We start from the raw sequence: 17,650 nt of genomic DNA on the forward strand, positions 1-17,650 counted from the left end.
CGCCGCTGCCGAAGACGGTGTCCGGGAAGATCCGCCGGATCGAGCTGCGCGAGGCCACGGCCGCCGGCTCGGCCGCCGAGTACCGCGAGGAGGACCTCCGCTGACCGGAGCCCCCTGACGAAGAAGCAAGAAGAAGCAGCAAGAAGAAACAGGACGAAGAAGCAGGACGAAGAAGCGGCCGTCACCCACCGCGGGTGGCGGCCGCACTCGTCTCGTCGCTCACTCCGCTGTCGGCCGCACCCGCCGCAGCATCCACACCAGCGGCAGCGTCGCCGCGCAGATCACCGCACCGGCGAGCGGCAGCCCGGTGAACCCGTGCGCGGTGCTGTACCAGCCCGCGACGGCGGAGCCCGCCGCGATACCGGCGTTCCCGGCCGAGGCCCCCAGGGTGGCGGCCAGGTCGCCGCCGGGGCCCGCCAGTTCGATGGTCCGCAGTTGCAGCGCGGGGGCGAGCCCGAAACCGAACAGCCCGAACAGAGCCAGGGAGACGGCCACGGCCCAGGGACGGCTGCCGACGGCGTACAGCAGCGCGAGGTCCGCGGCCAGCACCACGCCGGCCACGCGCAGCGTCGTACCGGCGTCGCGGTCGGCGAACCGGCCGCCGGCCAGGGTGCCCACGGTCCCGGCGGCGCCGAACACCAGCAGATAGCCGCTTACCGCGCCGCCGGAGACCCCGGTGACCCGCTGGAGGTAGGTGCCGAGCAGTGTGAACACGGTGAACTGCCCGCAGAAGAGCAGGACCGCCGTGCCGAGGGCGAGGAGCGAGGGCCCGGACATGACGTACCGGGTCTGGGCGCGCAGGGCGCCCAGGCCGCTGCCGGCGACCGGCGGGACCGCGACGAGCGTCAGGGCCAGGGCGACGCAGGCCAGGACGGCGATCCCGGCGAACACCGACTGCCAGGGCAGCACATGGCCGGCGTAGGTGGCCAGGGGCACGCCGAGCAGGTTGGCGGCGGCGATGCCCCCGAAGACGACGGCCACCGCGCTTCCCTTGCGGTCGGGGCCGACCAGGCTCGCCGCGGCGGCCGACGCGACCCCGACGAACAGCCCGTGCACGGCCCCCGCGACCGCCCGGGCACCGAGCAGCACGGCGAACCCGGGAGCGAGCGCGGCCAGCGCGTTGGCGGCCGCGTACACCGCCAGCGCGCAGCACAGCAGCGGGCGGCGCGGCACCCGGATGGTCAGCGCGGTCAGCGAGGGCCCGCCGACGCACACCCCGAGCGCGTACGCGGTCACCAGCAGGCCGACGGTGCCGACGGAGACGTGCAGCCCGGCGGCGATCCGGTCCAGCACGCCGACGGCCACGAACTCGGCGGTGCCGACCACGAACGCGCTCAGCCCGAGCACGGCGAGGGCGGCCCGGTTCCGGTCGGCCGGCGGACGGTGCGGCGGGCGGACCCTGACGAGATGGGCGGTGGCGACGGACCGGGACGCGGCGGACACGGCTGACTCCTTCGTACGACGGGGAACGTGCCGCAAGGACATCAGCCGGGGTCCGGCATGTCGCCGCCAACCACCCCAAGTCGTACGGTGTTTCAGGCGGCCGTCGTGCCCCCGTCGACCGGGACGGCGGCGCCGGTGACGAAGGAGGACCGGTCGCTGCACAGCCAGAGCGCCGCCTGCGCCACCTCGACGGGGTCGGCCATCCGCTTCTGCAGCGTCTCTTCCTCGAACTGCTCGCCCAGCTCCGGCAGTTCGCGGACGACCTGGTCCATCATCTCGGTGCGGGTGCTGCCCACCACGAGCGCGTTGACGCGGATGCCGCGCTGCCCGTACTCGGCCGCGGCGGCCCGGGTGAGCCCGAGGACGGCGTGCTTCGCGGCCACGTACGCGGCCGACGCCCCGGTGGCCCGCTGCCCCGCGACGCTGGAGGTGTTGACGATCGCGCCGCCGCCGTTGCCGAGCAGCACGGGGAGCTGGGAGCGCAGGCAGTTCCAGACACCGCGCACGTTGACGTCCATGGTCTGCTCGTAGACGTCCTGGCCCGTCTCGTGCAGCTCGGTCCCGGCGGTCGCGAACCCGGCGTTGTTGAAGGCGCAGTCGAGCCGTCCGAAGGTGGAGACGGCGGCCCGGACCACCCGCTCGACGTCCTCGGCGGAGGCGATGTCCCCGGGGACGGCGAGCGCCCGCCCACCGGCTCGGCGAATCTCCTCGGCCAGCGCCTCCAACCGTTCCGCCCGCCGCGCGGTGACCACGACAGCGGCCCCCTCCCGGGCGAACAGCCGGGCGGCGGCGGCCCCGATCCCGCTGGAGGCCCCGGTGATCATCGCGACCTTGCCGTCGAGAGTGAGTGAAGTCCCGGATGCGGGCTGGATGTTGCTCATGGATGCAATGACTCCCCGTGACTGGTGATGAACGTGACTGTCAGCGCCCCTTTTGGGGGCGCTGGGGGTGACCCGGCCGAAGGCTGGGGGAGGAACTGCGCGACCGGCCACGACGAACCCGCAGCCGCCGACGGTCAATCCCCCCATCCCTCTAGGCGACCATCGACCCGCCCGACACCCAGAACTCCCCCAGCGCCAACTCCCCGTCCACGGCCTTCAACAGCCCCTCGTCCACCTCGTCCAGCGAAGACACCACGTGCCGCACCCCCGCCTCCCGCATCAGCTCCCGCTGGTGGCTGTGCACGAAGTCCGTCGGACGCCCGATGAACCCGGCCCCCAACTCCCGTGCCACCTCGGCCACCCGCGCCACGTCGTCGACGAACACCGCCTCGTCGTACCGCAGTCCGAACACCTCGGTGGTGATCTCGTGCACCCCCGGCCGGAAGCCGTTCGTGCACACGTAACCCGGCCCGTCGAACAAGCCGCCCCACTCCCCGAGGAACCGCTCGAAGTGCTCGGCGCCCAGCCCGCCGTAGCAGACCGTGCGCAGCCCCAGTGCCCGCAGCCGTTCCAGCAGGGCGACGGCGCCCGGTGTCACGGTGACCGGGTGGTCGGCGAGGTAGGCGTCCCGCTCCTCGAAGTACGCGGCCAGCGCCTCCTCCCCGGTCATGCCGCCCGGCAGCGCCGCCGCCATGTTGCGGCCGGCGACGTCCTGCCGCTGGGAGAAGACGGAGCGTTCGAGGTCGGCGGTGTAACGGCCGCCCCGGCCGGTGACGAACCGGTGGATGACGGGGCTGAACGTGTCGTTCAGCAGCACCCCGTCGATGTTGAGGGCCACGAGCCTGAGCCGGTCGAAACCGTGCGGGGCGGACAGGGAAGGGGACATGGAAAACCTCCGTGAGCGATCGGTCCGTCGAGCCGTCAGCCGGTCAGGCCGTCGCCCGGACCCGGTCGGGGCCGATCTCGGTGCGGGCGACGATCGACGGGACCGCGATGCCGGGCAGGAGCAGCCGCCACATCCTCGTGACGCGCTCCATCAGGTCGGTGCGGCCGCTGGCCACGGCCGAGAACATCTGCATGCCGGTACAGGCCTCGACGACGAACTCGCCCACTTCGTCCGGCTCCACCCCGGCCTGCAGTTCGCCGCGCTCGTGCGCGTCCCGCAGGCAGTCGGCCATGATCCCCGCCCATTCGCGGTACGGGGTGGCGTCCTGGAGCCCGAAGGAGGCCTGCTCGTTGGTGAGCCGGACGCCGGCCCGCAGCAGCGGGTCCTCCTGGAGCCGCCGGGCCCAGTTGAGGGTGATGTCCACGAGACGCTGGAGGCCGCGCGAGTCCAGCAGCGGGACGATGGTCTCGGGCTGGCTGTTCATCACCGCCCGGGCCAGGTCCTCCTTGGACTGGAAGTGGAAGTAGAGCGCTCCGGCGGTGAGCCCGGCCCGTTTGAGGATCCGGCTGATGCTCGCCCCGGAGTAGCCGAACTCGTCGAAGACCTCCGCCGCCGCCAGCAGGAGTGACTCCCGGGTCTGTACTGCACGCTCCTGCTTCGCGCCGGCCATCGGCTGCACCTCCCAAGAAGTAGAACGCTCTTTATGTTATCGGCGGCCGCCCCCAGCCTGGCAATCCCCCTGTCAGGGCAAATACGGCCCCCGCTCCCCTCTCTTGATCCAACACTGAAGAATCCTTTGCTCATGCTTGACCACCTAAAACAGAACGCTCTTTATGTTGTTGGGGGCGTCTGAAGACGTCTTCACACATCCGAACTTGTTGGGGGAATCATGTCCGGAGTGTTTCAGCAGCAGATATCCGGTCCCGTCATGGCCGTGCACCAGAACCACGTGCACAAGACGAACGGCGCCGAGGTACTGCTCTCGTCCTGGCGGGCTCTGGGCCGCGACTCCTACGCCGTCACCGCCCACTGGCCGAACGCGCACTCCTTCTACCGCCCGGTCCACGGGCTGTACGACCCGCTGCTGCTCGCCGAGTCCGTCCGCCAGGCCGTGCCGCTGCTCTCGCACGTCGCCTACGGCGTCCCGTTCGGCCACCGGCAGGCCTGGGAGAACCTGCGCTTCGACGTGAACTCGGTGGCGATGGTCGCCACCACCGCCCCGGCCGAACTCGGGCTGCGCATCCGCTGCTCGGACGTCGTCCGCCGCGGCGAGCGGCTGGCCGCGCTGACCATGTCCGTGGACGTCGCCCTGAACGGCCAGCGCCTCGGCACCGCCCGCACCCGCTTCAACAACCAGCCGCCCGCCGTCTACCGGCGGCTGCGCGGCGCATACGCCGACCTCGCCCGGGCCACCGCCCGCGCTCTGCCGCCCGGCCCGCCGATCGACCCCCGGCGGGTGGCCCGCACCCGCGCCGCGGACGTCGTGCTGTCCGACGGCGACCGGCCCGGCCGCTGGCTGCTGCGCGTCGACCCCGCCCACCCGGTCCTCTTCGACCACCCCGTGGACCACGCGCCGGGCATGCTCCTGCTGGAAGCCGCCCGGCAGGCCGCGCACGCTGCCGCCGACCGCCCCTCCGCGGTCGTCGCGATGGAGACCGAGTTCCTGCGGTACGCCGAGTTCGACGCACCCTGCTGGGTCTGGGCGGACCGGCTGCCCAGCGATCCGCAGGGCCGCCGCCGGACGCTGGTCACCCTGGAGCAGAACGGGCGGCGCATCTTCTCCGCCGACGTCACTCTGGAAGCCGCGCCGGATCTGATGTGACACCGAAGGGCGGTCACCCGGACCCACCCGGGTGACCGCCCTCCTCGGACCTTCTGAGACCTTCTGAGGCCTTCTCGGAGCCGGTACCGCCTACTCGGCGGAATCGCCGCCGGCCAGCTCCGCCGCCACCAGCTCCGCGATCTGCACGGCGTTCAGCGCGGCCCCCTTGCGGAGGTTGTCGTTGGAGACGAACAGCGCCAGCCCGTTCTCCACCGTCTCGTCGCGCCGGATCCGGCCGACGTACGACGGGTCCCGGCCGGCCGCCTGGAGCGGGGTCGGGATGTCCGACAGCTCGACACCCGGGGCGGCCGCGAGCAGCTCGGTCGCCCGCTCCGGGGAGATCGGGCGGGCGAAACGCGCGTTGACCTGCAGGGAGTGCCCGGAGAACACCGGGACGCGGACGCAGGTGCCGGAGACCTTGAGCTCGGGGAGCTCCAGGATCTTGCGGGACTCGTTGCGCAGCTTCTGCTCCTCGTCGGTCTCGTTCAGACCGTCGTCGACGAGGTTGCCGGCGAAGGGCAGCACGTTGAAGGCGATGGGCCGCTTGTAGACCTGCGGCTCGGGGAAGTCGACCGCTGCGCCGTCGTGCGTGAGCCGGTCCGCGTCGGCGGCCACCTTCTGCACCTGCCCGTGCAGCTCCGCGACGCCCGCGAGACCGGAGCCGGACACGGCCTGGTAGGTGGTGGCGACCAGCGCTTCGAGACCCGCCTCCGCGTCCAGCACCTTCAGGACCGGCATCGCCGCCATGGTCGTGCAGTTCGGGTTGGCGATGATGCCCTTGGGGCGGTCGGCGATCGCGTGCGGGTTCACCTCGGAGACGACCAGCGGGACCTCGGGGTCCTTGCGCCAGGCGGAGGAGTTGTCGATCACGACGGCACCCTGGGCGGCGACCTTCTCCGCGAGTGCCTTCGAGGTGGCCCCGCCCGCCGAGAACAGCACGATGTCCAGGCCGGCGTAGTCGGCGGTCGCCGCGTCCTCCACCGTCACACCGTCGAGCACGGTCCCGGCCGAGCGGGCCGAGGCGAACAGGCGCAGCTGGGTGACGGGGAAGTTACGCTCCGCGAGGATCCTGCGCATGACCGTGCCGACCTGACCGGTGGCTCCGACGATTCCGACCCTCACGGCGACTCCCTGTGCATACGTTGACGTGTCTGCGGCCTTTCCATCATGCGGCCGACCAGGGCCAGCCTGTCCAATTCTTTGCGCGCCATGCCCACCGACTGGACCACCCGGCCTGTGGAACTCCCGCCCGCACCGCCGCTGAGCTGCAGAAATTACCTCGTCTTGGCCGTCGTACCGCAAGCTGTGCTGCGCCGCGCGCCGGTGTGACGTACGCCTCGGAAGCCCCCCGGGACGCCGCCGAGAAGATTTCCGGGAACCGGGGCGAACGTTTCCGGGGGCTGCGGCGTCGTAGGAGAAACGCGGTGAGGGGGTGGGTTGTGCTGCGCAGAAAGGCCCGCCGCGACCGGGGGGACCAGCACGGTGATCCTCTGGACGCGGACCAGGAGCGCCGGGTGCGGGCGGTGCTCGCGCTGGGCGGCGTACCGCAGGCGGACCTGCTGGACGGGGTACAGCAGGTACGTCTGCGGTTGCTGGAGCGGGCCGCGAGCGGCCAGGAGGCGCCGCGGGACGTGTCGGCGTGGGCGGCGGTCGTCGCCTCCCACCTCGCCATGGACTGGCACCGCGCCAAGCGCCGCCAGGAACGCCTCGGCGAACGGCTGGCCTCCCTCCGCCCGCCCGATCACGCCCTGGGCGAGGACAGCAGACTGCTCTCCGTCGCCGTCGCCCGCGGTCTGGACGAACTGCCGGACGCCCAGCGTCAGATCCTCGTGCTGCGCTTCTACGCCGACCTGCCGGTCCGCGACATAGCCGGGGAACTCGGCATCCCCGAGGGCACGGTCAAGAGCCGGCTGCACACGGCGGTACGGGCCCTGCGCGCCCGCCTGCACGAGGACGAGGTGGTGTGACCATGCCCGCCGAACACGACGGCAACCCCGGTGCGCCGGGCGAGACCGACGCCCTGTTCGCCCTCCTCGCGGACGAGCCGCTCACCGGTGACCAGCGCGCCGACCCCGCCTTCATGGCCGAGCACCGGGCGGCCGCCGCCGATGTGGCGCTCCTGCGCGAGCACCTCGGGATCATCGGGGACACCCTTGCCGCGCCGCCCCCGCGGCCGGAGCCCCGCCCCCGCCCGGCCGGACGCCGCCGCCCCTGGCAGCACCCCGGAGTCCGCGCCCTCGGTCTCGCCGGTGCCCTCGCGGCCGCGTTCGCCGGGGCCGTGTTCGGCATCGGCTGGCTCGCGGCGAACAACGGTTCGGGCGCCATGTCGAACGGCGCCAGCGCGGACAAGGCCGCCGGCAGCACGGCGAGCTCGGCGGGCCAGGGCGGCAAGGAGCAGGCCGGCGGCCCCGGCTACCTCGCCTGCGCCCGGCTGGTCGTCGAGGGTACGGTCACCGGAGTGCGGCAGCTCGCGGGCTCCGGCCAGGAACGCGTCACCCTGCGCGTGACCCACGCCTACAAACCGGCGAAGACCGCCGAGGAGGTGCAGTTCCTCTTCGAGTCCGGCACCGACGCCCGGATCCGCACCGGCGCCCGCCTCCTGGTCGGCATCACGGGCGGTCGGCAGGTGCCCGACCGGTACGCGGTCGGGGAGGCGCAGATCGCGTCGGAGCGGTCCTGGATCGTCCGCGACCTGCCCGCGTCGCGCACGACGACCTGCGGAAAGTGAAGGAAGAGCGAAGGGGCGGGCGCCCCGCAGGACGCCCGCCCCCCTCCAGCACCGGACCTGCTACGGCGTGACCTTCTCGATCCGCACGCTGCCGACGCCCGCGACCGTGCCGCGCGCGTTGACCAGCTGCACCCGGCCGAAGAACTCACGTCCCTCGGGGGCCGCCGCGGCCGCCGTGACCTGGCCGGCCACCGTGGCCGAGGCGCCCGTGGCCAGCTGGACCGGCGCCGACCCGTCGACCGTGACGGAGCCGAGCGCGGCGGAGAAGAACACGTCCCGGTAGTCGTAGTCGGTGGAGCCGGCCGGGACCGAGTAGCCCACGACCTTGATCGTGTAGGTTCCGGCGGCCGGCGAGGCGATGGAGACCGCCTCCTCCGAGTCGCCGTCGGCGGACTGCGCGACCTGCTTGCCGGACGCGTCGTACACGGTCAGGTCCAGGTCGGCCGAGGCGTCCGACACGTTCCCGATCGCCACGTCCAGGGAGTTCGCGCCCGCCGGCACGGTCACCGTCGTGGTCTGGGTCTCGCCCTCCTTGATGGCCGGGCGGGTCGTCTTCGAGGAGCCGAGCGGGCCGCCGACCAGCTTGCCGTCGAGGGCGGCGAACTCGTTGGTCACCTTCCAGGAGGCGGTGACCGGGGTGCCGACCTTCGCCTCGGGCACGGTCACGGTCGCCGGGTCGAAGGCCGCGCCGAGCACAGTGACGCCCAGCTGGTACGGGTTGTCGAGCAGCGGCGAGGTGCGGCGCGCCTCGACCTCGATCTCCCAGACCCCGGCCTGCGGGTCGGCGTACGAACGGACGTCGGGCGTACAGCCGTTGCCGTTCAGGTAGTTGTTGTAGCAGTACGGGGTACCGGTGTTGTCGACCGGAGTGCCGTACGGGTGGATGGCGATGAACCGCGTCTGGCTCTTGTCGGCGAGCCCGCTCATCGCGACCTCGAGGGAGGTGGCGCCCTCGGGCACGGTCACGAAGTACGAGGTGGAGCTGTTGCGCTGCACCGAACCCGACGCCGAGTAGGCGTAGTGGACCGGGTCCGACACCACGACCGTGGTCAGGATCTGCTTGTCGACGCCTTCGGTCCGCGGGTCGTCGACCTCGAGGATCGCGGACTTGATGCCCGAAGTCTTCGGCTTGGCCTGCACCTTGACCGTCACCGGCTGGTTCAGCGGCAGCGTCACCTCGTCGGAACCGAGGATCTTGAAGGTGTGCCCGGCGTTGTTCGCCAGGTGCAGCTCGTGCCGGACCGCCTTGTCCGCGCCGGAGGTACGGGTGATCGTGACGTCGTACGTCTTCTTCTGCCCGGCCTTGAGACCACCTTCGCGGTCGTACAGCCCTGTGCCGTAGCCCGGGGTCTTCAGCGCGTAGTCGATCGCGGTGTCGACGGGCGCCTTCACCGTGTAGTCGTGCGCGGTGGCGTGGTCGCGGACGGACTCCCACGCGTCGACGATGTCGATGCGGCCCGCGCCCTCCTCGTACGCCTGAACGCCCTTGATGTGGTGGGCGGTCGAGGTCAGCGCGGTGCGCAGGTCGGCGGGGGAGAGGGCGATGCCCTTCTCCTTGGCGGCGCTCAGCAGCAGCGCGCTCGCGCCCGCCGCCTGCGGGGACGCCATCGAGGTGCCCTGGAGCATCGAGTAGCCGGCCGGGAGGGAGTAGCCCGCCTCGGCGACCGGGGAGCCCTTCAGCCAGGTCTGGGTGGAGTTGATCGCGGCGCCGGGCGCGACCAGCGTCGGCGTGAAGCCGCCGTCCTCGCGCGGGCCGCGCGAGGAGAAGGGCAGCAGCTGGTACTTGGTCGTCACCTGGGAGCCGTAGTTGGCGGCCCAGGTGTCCTTGGAGATGGCCGCGCCGACCGAGATGACCTTGTCGGCCAGCCCCGGGTCGCCGATGGTGTTCGCACCCGGGCCGGAGTTGCCGGCCGAGATCACCAGCTGCACGCCGTAGGTGTCGATGAGCCGCGTGTACAGCTCGGCGCGGGCGTTGTTGCCGTCGTTCAGCGCCGGGAGGCCGCCGATCGACATGTTGACGATGTCGACGCCCCGGTTGGCGACCAGGTCGATCATGCCCTCGGTGAGGGCGACGTTGGTGCAGCCGCCGGTCCAGGTGCAGGCGCGGGAGGAGACGATCTTCGCGCCGGGGGCCGCGCCGTTCATCTTCCCGCCGAACAGGCCGTTGGCGGCGGTGATGCCGGCGACGTGGGTGCCGTGCTCGGACTCGATGACGCCGATGTTGACGAAGTCGGCCTTCTTGCCGACCCAGTCCCCGCCGTACGGGTCCATGGGGACGTCCTTGCGGATCTGCACGACGAACGGCTGCCGTTCCACGACGTCGGTCGCGGGGTTGTCGGTGCCGAAGTAGCCGATCTGGTAGCCGTCCTTGTACGGCTTCATCGGCGTGTCGTCGGAGAAGTCGTTGTTGTTGTTCAGGTCGACCGTGACCGTGCCGGCCGCCGGGTCGTAGAGCACGCCCCAGCTGTCGGTGGTGTCCCCGTCCCGGTTGGCGTCACCGGCCGCGTCGCCGCCCGTGGTGTACGACTCCTTGAAGGTGCTGATCTCGTACGACCCGGCGGGCGCCGTCCAGCTCTTGCCCCCGTAGGTGAAGCTCGGCCCGGACACGGCCGTGACCATCGGCCGCCAGGTCTGGTCGCTGTCCACGATCGGGTCGGTCGACGTCACCCAGTCGACGATCTTCCGCTCGCCGGTGGTGGTCTTCTGCAGCGCCGGGTGGCCGAGGTCCACTCCGGAGTCCAGGATGCCGATGGTGATGCCCCGGCCGTCCGCCTTCGGGTGCTCCTTGACGAAGTCGACGGCGCCCGTCTCGAAGGAGGGGTTGTAGGGGTTCTCGGCGGGGGTGTTCTTGTTCGGCCCCGAGTAAGTGGTGGACTTGCCGGACTTGGCGGCCTTGCCGTCGGTCCCGCTCACCGTCGGGTCGTCGAGCTGGATCTCCTGGCGCAGGTCGATCGCGTGCACCGAGGACAGCTTCGCGGCGGCGGCGATCGCCGAGTCCGCCCGGCCGGTGGGGACGGTCGCCCGGACGTAACCGAGCTTGTCGTACGTACGGCCCACCGAGCCGCCCTTGACCCCGTCCAGCTCCTCGGCGACCTGCTCGGTCTGGCCCGGCGCGGTCGCGATCATCATCGTGACGTTCTTGGCGTTGTCGGCCTTGGCCTCGGCGAGCAGTTCGGCGTCGTCCGCACCGAGCTTGTCGTGGGCCGACTTGACGCCGGGGTCGGTGGTGCCGGCGGACGCGGCGGGGGCCGCGGCCGCGGCGGCGGCCAGGGGCACCGGCCCGGCCGCGGCGAGCGCGGCCACGACACCGACGGCGACGGCTATTCGGCCCAGGCGTCTGTGGCCCGGTATCGGGTCGTGCTGGGGGCTGAGGGTCATCTGCATCCCTTGTAGGTAAAGGAACGAGCATGGAGCTGCCGGAACTTGGTCAAGTAACGGCACGTAGGCGCACAGCTTCACCCAACGGAACGGCCTTTTGGGAACGTTGACCGAATCGATATGAACGGATGGGGAAAACCCCCTATCTGTGTCCCTGTCGTGGGAGGAAATCCCGTTGGCCGCCGGCCACCGCGGGCCCTACCGTGCCGATGTGCGCGAGAAGCTCAGGGTGGCGGCCTACGCCGTGTGCGTCCGTGACGGCCGGATCCTGCTCGCCCGGTCACCGGCCGACGACGGCACACCCGAGTGGGTCCTGCCCGGCGGCGGCATGGAGCACGGCGAGGACCCCTACGACACGGTCCGCCGCGAACTCATGGAGGAGACCGGCTACCGCATCGAGGTGACCGGGCTGCTGGGCATCGACTCCAACCGCCTCCGCCTCCCCCGCGCGGGGCTGCGTCGCCCCGCCACCGACCATCACGGTGTGCGGATCGTCTACTCCGGCGAGATCGTCGGCGGTGAACTGCGCAACGAGGTCGGCGGCTCCACCGACATGGCCGCCTGGCACGACCTTGACGCCGTACCGGACCTCCGGCACGTCCGGCTGGTCGACGTCGCGCTGCGCCTGTGGCGGGAGCGGCCGGCGGCGGGACGGTTTGCAGAAGAGCACTCGTAAGCGCTGGAGACCCTCCCCTACCCCGGCAGATGAACGCGGAGTGACCGGATCCCGGACGCCCGCAATCCGCTCCATGGCCGGTCCCCACCTCGCCTGATCCACGTACGGTGATCGGCGTTGCGCGTTGCCGCCGCGTTCACGCGCAGGTCACTCCCGGTGCCAACGATCCACAGTGAGCGGGAAGTTCGCGGAAGCGATCGCCCGCGACCACTGCCGACGCGTTCGTACTCGGGGAGATCGCGCCATGTCGCGCATACGCTCTGTCGCCACCTCCGCGGCCCACAAGGGCCGCGAGGCACTGGAGATCAACCGCCGTACCGTGCTCGCCGCCGCCGGAGCCGTCTCGCTCTCCGCGGGTGTCGGATTCGCGCTGCGTCCCACCGACAGCGAGGCCACCCCCGCATCCCCTGCCGCGGCCGAGGAGCAGCAGCCGGTCGCCGAGGGCCGCAAGGCCGCCGCGGCCCCCCTCGCCCCGTACACCAAGGGCACCACGCTCGCCTCCGTCGCTGCGCCCCGCAACAGCTCCGGCTACCGGCGGCTCGGTGACGGCGCCGGCTGGCCGCGCGTGCTGCGCTCCGACCTGGCCGCCGCCAAGTCCGGCCGGGCGAGCCGCCGTACCGCCCTCGCCGCGTTCGTGCAGTTCACCGACCTGCACCTGATGGACGTCCAGCACCCGCTGCGTCTCGAGTTCCTGCGCGCCCACGACCCGCACGCCTGGCGCCCGCACGAGGCGCTCACCGTGCCCGGCGCGATCTCGCTCGTCGAGCGGGTCAACGCGCTGCGCGGCGCCCCGGTCACCGGCTCGCCGCTGCACTTCGTGATGACGACCGGAGACAACACCGACAACAACGCCCACTCCGAACTGGAGTGGTTCATGAAGGTGATGAGCGGCGGCCGGATCACCCCCAACACCGGTGACCCCAGGCACTACGAGGGCGTCCAGAACAGCGGGACGAAGCTGTACTGGCAGGCCTCCTCCACCGTCCGCGACAACGACAAGGCGCTCGGCTTCCCGCACCTCGCCGGCTTCCTGGCCGCCGCGATCCGCGAGGTCAAGAGCCCCGGACTCAACCTCCCCTGGTACTCCACGGTCGGCAACCACGACGCCCTGCCGCTCGGCTGCTTCGGCTCGCACGCCGACCCGTACCTCGCCGCGGCCGCGATCGGCGGCAAGAAGCTGATGACGGTGACCGACGCCGAGGCGAAGAAGCTCCAGGACTCCATCCGCAAGGCCCAGGACCCGAAGGGCAGCGGCTACCGCGACTTCCTCAAGGCCCACGCCCGGTCGATGCGCTCGGTCACCGCCGACGAGAAGCGCGCCCCCTACACCGCCGCGGACTATCTCAAGGCCCACCTGGACCCGGCCTACCAGGGCCTCGGCCCGGTCGGGCACGGCTACTCGAGCGCCAACGTGGCCGCGGGCACCCAGTACTACGCCTTCCGCATCTCCGAGGACGTCATCGGCATCAGCCTCGACACGACGGACGCGGGCGGCCACTACGACGGATCGGTCGGCACGACCCAGCTGACCTGGCTGGAGAAGACCCTGAAGGAGAACAAGGACTCCTACGCGGTCGTCTTCAGCCACCACACCAGCCAGACGATGACCAACACCCGCCCCGACCCGGCCCACCCGAGCGACCGCCGCCACACCGGCGCCGAGCTGGTCACCCTGCTCAACCGCCACGCCAACGTGCTGGCCTGGGTGAACGGCCACATCCACCGCAACCTCATCACCCCGCACAAGGCCTCCAACGGCAACTCCTTCTGGGAGATCACCACCGCCTCGCACGTCGACCACCCGCAGCTCGCCCGGGTCGTCGAGCTGGTGGACAACAAGGACGGCACGGTCTCCCTCTTCACCACCCTGATCGAGTCCGCCGCCCCGCACCGCACCGACTTCTCCGACCTCTCCCAGACCGGCCTCGCCGCCCTCTACCGGGAACTGGCCTTCAACGCCCCCGGCTCCAGCAAGGCCCTCGGCGGCAGCACGACGGACCGGAACACGGAGCTGGTCCTGAAGAAGGCCTGAGAAATCCTCGGCGGCGATGTCGAGAACCCGTGGCCGGCTCCGTCCCCGGAGCGACGGCTCGGCCCACATCCGGTACATGAACGACTTCGCGGCCGGGCTGGAGAAGACCGGCGAGTTCGTCGACGGCCAGGCCCTCGCCCCCGACGGGATGTGGGTCCGGTACGACGGCGAGGGGCGCCCGCCGGCCACCGACGGCCCGTTTGCCTAGACCAAGGACGTCATCGCCGGCTGGACGGTGATCGACGTCGGCGGCCAGGAGCGCGCGGTGGAGGCGGCCGGTGAACCGTCGTCCGGCTCCACCGCGCGGTCGCCGTCGGCGAGGCCGACGGCCCCGGGCGGGCCTCGCCGTGCTCGCCGAGCTGGACCCCGCCCTGCCCCGGCACACCGCGGTCGCCGCCTACCTGCACGAACGCGACGGCGACCGGACGACCGCGGCACGGCTGTACGCCGAGGCCGCCCGCAGGGCCCCGAACCTCGCCGAGCGCGACCACCCGACCCGCCGGGCCGCCCACCGCGCCCGTGACATCGTCGCGCGTCCGGGTGCTTCACTTGCCGATTTTTTGCCGTCGGCCGCGCTCGTCCGGAGGGCGCGGGGGAGCCGAATGCGCTTGTAAAAGCGCAGGTCAGAAGGGTGGCGGCGGGGGAAGTGGAATGATGTTGGCGGCAGCGGGTCCGGTACTGATCCTGTAAACGCAGCCGACTTCGAGACGAGACACTCCGTTCATCCGAATGAAACGTCCGTACCGCCTCATATCGGCTAACCCGCGGTTAGCGGGGATGGCTCGATCTGGTGCAAGGCAGGTGGTCGTGTGGGCGCTCGGCTCGGACTTCGTGTGCTCTCGGTCTACGAGGGTTTTTTCTCCGGGGGAGCCCGGATCGTGCACAGCGATGTGCTGCTCGGCCTGGTAGAGGGCGGACAGCAGTGGCATCGGGTGCTCAGTCTGCACGGTGAGGTCCACCGAGAAGCCACCACGCAACGTATGGAGGACGACGCGTGTTACCGGGCCCTTACGGCCGGTGGCATCGAGGTCACGTCGCTCGGCCGTACCGCAGGACTCGTGGACGGCACCGTCGCGGCGTCGGTTTTCAGCGGCCCCGAGCTGGCCGACACGGCGCGTGCCATGGCCGGCGCCGACGTCATCCTGTCGCTGAAGGAGCAGCCGCTCGCGCTGCTCAACCAGGCCGGGCTGCCCCGTCGCCCCGTCGTCGTCTGTCTGCACCGGTCCGACCCGGAGAACCAGGGCCAGGCGCTGGACGAACTCAAGGCCGCCATCGCGGACGGCACGGTCGTCGCCTGCGTGTGCTGCGCCGAGTCCACGCGGGACGCGTACGAGGCCGCCGGGATCCCCGGCGAACTGCTGCACGTGATCCCGAACGGCGTCGACCTGCTCCGCTTCCGGCCGGACGCGGCGCTGCGGCTCGCCTTCCGCGAGTCCCTCGGCATCCCCGCCGGCGCTCCCGTCGTCGTGTTCGCCGCCCGGTACGCCGGGATGAAGAACGTGCCGCTCTTCCTGCGGGCGGCCAGGGCGTGGCTGGCCCGCGAGGGCGGCGGGCACGTCGTCATGTGCGGGGCCGGGATGACCGAGGACAACCCCGCCCTCTGGGCCGACATCGAGGTCGCCTTCGGCGCCGACCGGGCCGCCCTCGGCGACCGCGTGCACCTGCTCGGCGTACGGCACGACATGGAGACCGTCTACGCCGGCTCCGACGTCGTCGCCCTCACCTCCGCCTCCGGCGAGGCCGCTCCGCTCTGCCTCATCGAGGGCATGATGTGCGGCGCCGTCCCGGTCACGACGGACGTCGGCGACAGCGCGTCGATCGTCGAGGGGCACGGCTTCGTGACGCCCTTCGACCCCGACGCGATCGCCTTCGCCTGGTCGGCGGCGGTGGCCGACCGGGAGCTCTTCGCTCCGGCGCTGGCGGCGAGCCGCGAGCGGTTCAGCCGCACCCGGATGATCGCCGCCTACGACGACCTGCTCGCCCACGTCGTCGGCGACGACGTCCGCGACGAACTGCGTCCGGGTGTCGGCGGGCAGTAGCGTCAGCGGGCCGTGGCGCCCCGCCCGCCGTCATCGCGGCGGCCGGGGCGGACCGGCTCAGTCGGGCAGCGGGTCGTCGCGCAGGACGCCGTAGAGGACGCAGTCCCGCCACCGGCCGTCCCGGAACACCATGCCCCCGCATGACGCCCTCCCGGGTGAAACCGGCCTTCTCCAGGGCGCGTTGCTCGGCGATGTTCTCCGCGTCGGTGTCGGCCTGGATCCGTTGCACCGGGGTGTGGGCGAACAGGTAGCGGACGAGCCGGAGCTGGGCGCGGGTGCCGATGCCCCGGCCGCGGGCCTCCGGCGCCAGGGCGATGCCGACGCTCCAGCAGTACGAGGTGGGGCCGGTCGTCTGCTGGTGCCAGGAAACGAAGCCGAACGGGCCGCCGGCCGCGGCGCCGTCGGCGGCGTCGACGACCAACTGGCCGCCGTCGGGACCGAGCAGGCCATTCTCCGCGAAGCGGCGCCGGAAGCGGTCGGGGTCCCGCCAGCCGAACCACTGGAAGGGGCTCGCCGTCACCGGGTCGAAGAGGAACCGCTCCAGCAGGGGGAGGTCGTCCTCGCGGGCGGGGCGCAGTATCACGGAGGCTTCGTCGCTCATCGCCGTCACCCTAGCCGCCGTCGGGCGCGGCGGAAGGCCGTCGGTCCCCCTCCGAACCGGCGGCCCCTTCCCTGCGCGTTCCCCGTCTACCGGGGCAACACCACGACATACGCGGCCGGGTCGCGGTCGTCGGACGCCATCAGGGCCGTGCGGACCACCGCGGCCTGCTGCTCCATCGCGTCGCGGAGCTTCCTCGGCGTGAGGTACACGACCGTGATGCCGAGCCGCTCCAGGTGCTCCCGCTTGCGGGCGTACTCGGACCACAGGGCGTCGTCGTCCTGCCGATGGCCTTGACGCGGTGCGCGGGTGTCCAGTTCGACCGCGACCCCCTGCTCCGGCCAGTAGGCGTCGAGGCCGCCCAGGTGGGGGCCGCCCGGCAGCCTCAGGTCCACGTTCCAGACCGGGTCGGGAAGGCCGTACTCGTGGACCATCCGGTAGAGGCGGTCCTCCGCGATGGCCCGGCCCTCGGCGACCAGGGAGTCGACGGCGTCCACCACGTGGGGGCGGGAGAGCAGCTTGGCCTGGGTCAACTCCCGTACCACCGCCGCCGGTTCGCAGTGGCCGCCGCGCACCGCCTCGGTCAGCAGCCGCCGCACCGGCTCCGCGTCGGTCAGGTCCGCCACCGCGTCCGCGAGGGCGCGGGGGACCGGGGCGACCGGGAGGCCCGTCACCTGCTCCGGGGCGGGCAGGGCCGGGGTGCGGAGCACGCGGACGTAGGAGGTGGAGCGCAGTCGGCGCATGCGCGGGACCAGGACGTCCACGTGGTCCAGGGCGAGCAGCGGCGGGGTCGCGGAGAAGCCGTGCAGGGTCAGCGCCGCCAGGCCCGTGATCATCGCGTCCGCGTAGACCGGGCGGTGCGGGGAGTCCGGGGTCGGCTGCGCCGGGACGCCCGGGGCCGGTTCGCGGGCGGTGAACAGGAGGGCGCCGTGCAGGCGTTCCTCGCTGGTCGGCGGGCCGGGGTGGAGCAGGACCACGCCCGGGAGCAGCTGCTGCCAGGGGCCGCCCGGCCGGCACTGCTCGGCGATCTCGGTGGCCGGGACACCGTGCGAGCGGAGCTGGGCCGTCGTCAGCACCCGGCGGTGGACGTCGGACAGGTGGCGCAGAGGGCGGGGGGAGAGTGGGGTGTTGTGGGTCATGGCCTCGGGATTCCCGGGGCCGGCGGGG

At 72.1% G+C, this 17,650-nt stretch carries 14 protein-coding genes and 2 pseudogenes; 8 read left to right on the forward strand and 8 right to left on the reverse strand.

The genetic code is table 11. The annotated features are described in order from the left end of the window. Nucleotides 1-219: 219 nt before the first annotated feature. From ACFY0P_RS45250 to ACFY0P_RS45265, 4 genes are all read right to left on the reverse strand, one after another. Nucleotides 220-1,443 carry an MFS transporter gene (locus tag ACFY0P_RS45250; protein ID WP_388927852.1) on the reverse strand — a complete coding sequence of 408 codons (1,224 nt, stop codon included), beginning with the start codon at nt 1,441-1,443 and terminating at the stop codon, nt 220-222. A 92-nt stretch (nt 1,444-1,535) separates the two neighbouring features. Beyond that, nucleotides 1,536-2,324, reverse strand: a complete 789-nt coding sequence (locus tag ACFY0P_RS45255; RefSeq protein WP_388927855.1) for an SDR family NAD(P)-dependent oxidoreductase — start codon at nt 2,322-2,324, stop codon at nt 1,536-1,538. Nucleotides 2,325-2,475: 151 nt separating this feature from the next. Continuing rightward, the gene (locus tag ACFY0P_RS45260) at nt 2,476-3,210 is read right to left on the reverse strand and encodes an HAD family hydrolase (protein WP_388927857.1); all 735 of its coding nucleotides are present in this window, start codon (nt 3,208-3,210) and stop codon (nt 2,476-2,478) included. A 43-nt stretch (nt 3,211-3,253) separates the two neighbouring features. After that, nucleotides 3,254-3,880: a ScbR family autoregulator-binding transcription factor gene (locus ACFY0P_RS45265; protein WP_388927859.1), complete on the reverse strand. Its 627-nt coding sequence runs from the start codon at nt 3,878-3,880 to the stop codon at nt 3,254-3,256. Between the two features lie 219 nt (nt 3,881-4,099). Between ACFY0P_RS45265 and ACFY0P_RS45270 the strand changes: the two genes are divergently transcribed. Next, nucleotides 4,100-5,032, forward strand: coding sequence for a ScbA/BarX family gamma-butyrolactone biosynthesis protein (locus ACFY0P_RS45270; RefSeq protein ID WP_388927862.1), 933 nt, complete (start codon nt 4,100-4,102; stop codon nt 5,030-5,032). 90 nt (nt 5,033-5,122) lie between these two features. Here the strand turns inward: ACFY0P_RS45270 and ACFY0P_RS45275 are convergent, their stop codons facing one another. Next, nucleotides 5,123-6,154: an aspartate-semialdehyde dehydrogenase gene (locus ACFY0P_RS45275; protein ID WP_388927864.1), complete on the reverse strand. Its 1,032-nt coding sequence runs from the start codon at nt 6,152-6,154 to the stop codon at nt 5,123-5,125. Between the two features lie 317 nt (nt 6,155-6,471). Here ACFY0P_RS45275 and ACFY0P_RS45280 point away from each other — a divergent pair, with 317 nt between their 5' ends. Continuing rightward, nucleotides 6,472-6,999, forward strand: coding sequence for an RNA polymerase sigma factor (locus ACFY0P_RS45280; RefSeq protein WP_388927867.1), 528 nt, complete (start codon nt 6,472-6,474; stop codon nt 6,997-6,999). 2 nt (nt 7,000-7,001) lie between these two features. Next, on the forward strand, nt 7,002-7,760 hold the full coding sequence (locus tag ACFY0P_RS45285; RefSeq protein WP_388927869.1) for a hypothetical protein: 759 nt from the start codon (nt 7,002-7,004) through the stop codon (nt 7,758-7,760). A gap of 60 nt (nt 7,761-7,820) precedes the next feature. Here ACFY0P_RS45285 and ACFY0P_RS45290 read toward each other — a convergent pair whose 3' ends face one another. Beyond that, complete coding sequence (locus tag ACFY0P_RS45290; protein WP_388927871.1) at nt 7,821-11,138, reverse strand: S8 family serine peptidase; 3,318 nt, start codon at nt 11,136-11,138, stop codon at nt 7,821-7,823. 211 nt (nt 11,139-11,349) lie between these two features. On the opposite strand from ACFY0P_RS45290, the gene ACFY0P_RS45295 reads away from it, so the two are divergent. The 5 genes and pseudogenes from ACFY0P_RS45295 (at nt 11,350) to ACFY0P_RS45315 (ending at nt 15,885) form a co-directional block, all read left to right on the forward strand. Further along, complete coding sequence (locus tag ACFY0P_RS45295) at nt 11,350-11,814, forward strand: NUDIX hydrolase (RefSeq protein ID WP_388927873.1); 465 nt, start codon at nt 11,350-11,352, stop codon at nt 11,812-11,814. Nucleotides 11,815-12,058: 244 nt separating this feature from the next. Next, nucleotides 12,059-13,846 (forward strand): TIGR03767 family metallophosphoesterase, encoded by a 1,788-nt coding sequence (locus ACFY0P_RS45300; RefSeq protein ID WP_388927876.1) that lies wholly within the window; start codon nt 12,059-12,061, stop codon nt 13,844-13,846. A 58-nt stretch (nt 13,847-13,904) separates the two neighbouring features. Next, nucleotides 13,905-14,150 (forward strand): annotated as a pseudogene (locus tag ACFY0P_RS45305) (YciI family protein); the annotation flags it as partial. Beyond that, nucleotides 14,132-14,355, forward strand: a pseudogene (locus tag ACFY0P_RS45310) (RNA polymerase subunit sigma-24); the annotation flags it as partial. The pseudogenes ACFY0P_RS45305 and ACFY0P_RS45310, both read left to right, overlap by 19 nt. 369 nt (nt 14,356-14,724) lie before the next feature. Beyond that, a complete protein-coding gene (locus tag ACFY0P_RS45315; protein WP_388927878.1) occupies nt 14,725-15,885 on the forward strand; it encodes a glycosyltransferase in 1,161 nt (386 codons plus the stop codon). On the opposite strand, the gene ACFY0P_RS45320 is transcribed toward ACFY0P_RS45315, so the two are convergent. After that, complete coding sequence (locus ACFY0P_RS45320) at nt 15,785-16,486, reverse strand: GNAT family N-acetyltransferase (protein WP_388927881.1); 702 nt, start codon at nt 16,484-16,486, stop codon at nt 15,785-15,787. The genes ACFY0P_RS45315 and ACFY0P_RS45320 overlap by 101 nt on opposite strands. Before the next feature lie 86 nt (nt 16,487-16,572). Continuing rightward, nucleotides 16,573-17,622 (reverse strand): hypothetical protein, encoded by a 1,050-nt coding sequence (locus ACFY0P_RS45325; protein ID WP_388927883.1) that lies wholly within the window; start codon nt 17,620-17,622, stop codon nt 16,573-16,575. Between the last annotated feature and the right edge of the window lie 28 nt (nt 17,623-17,650).

The sequence above is a fragment of the Streptomyces sp. NPDC001714 genome, from assembly GCF_042892755.1.
Classification (GTDB): Bacteria; Actinomycetota; Actinomycetes; order Streptomycetales; family Streptomycetaceae; genus Streptomyces.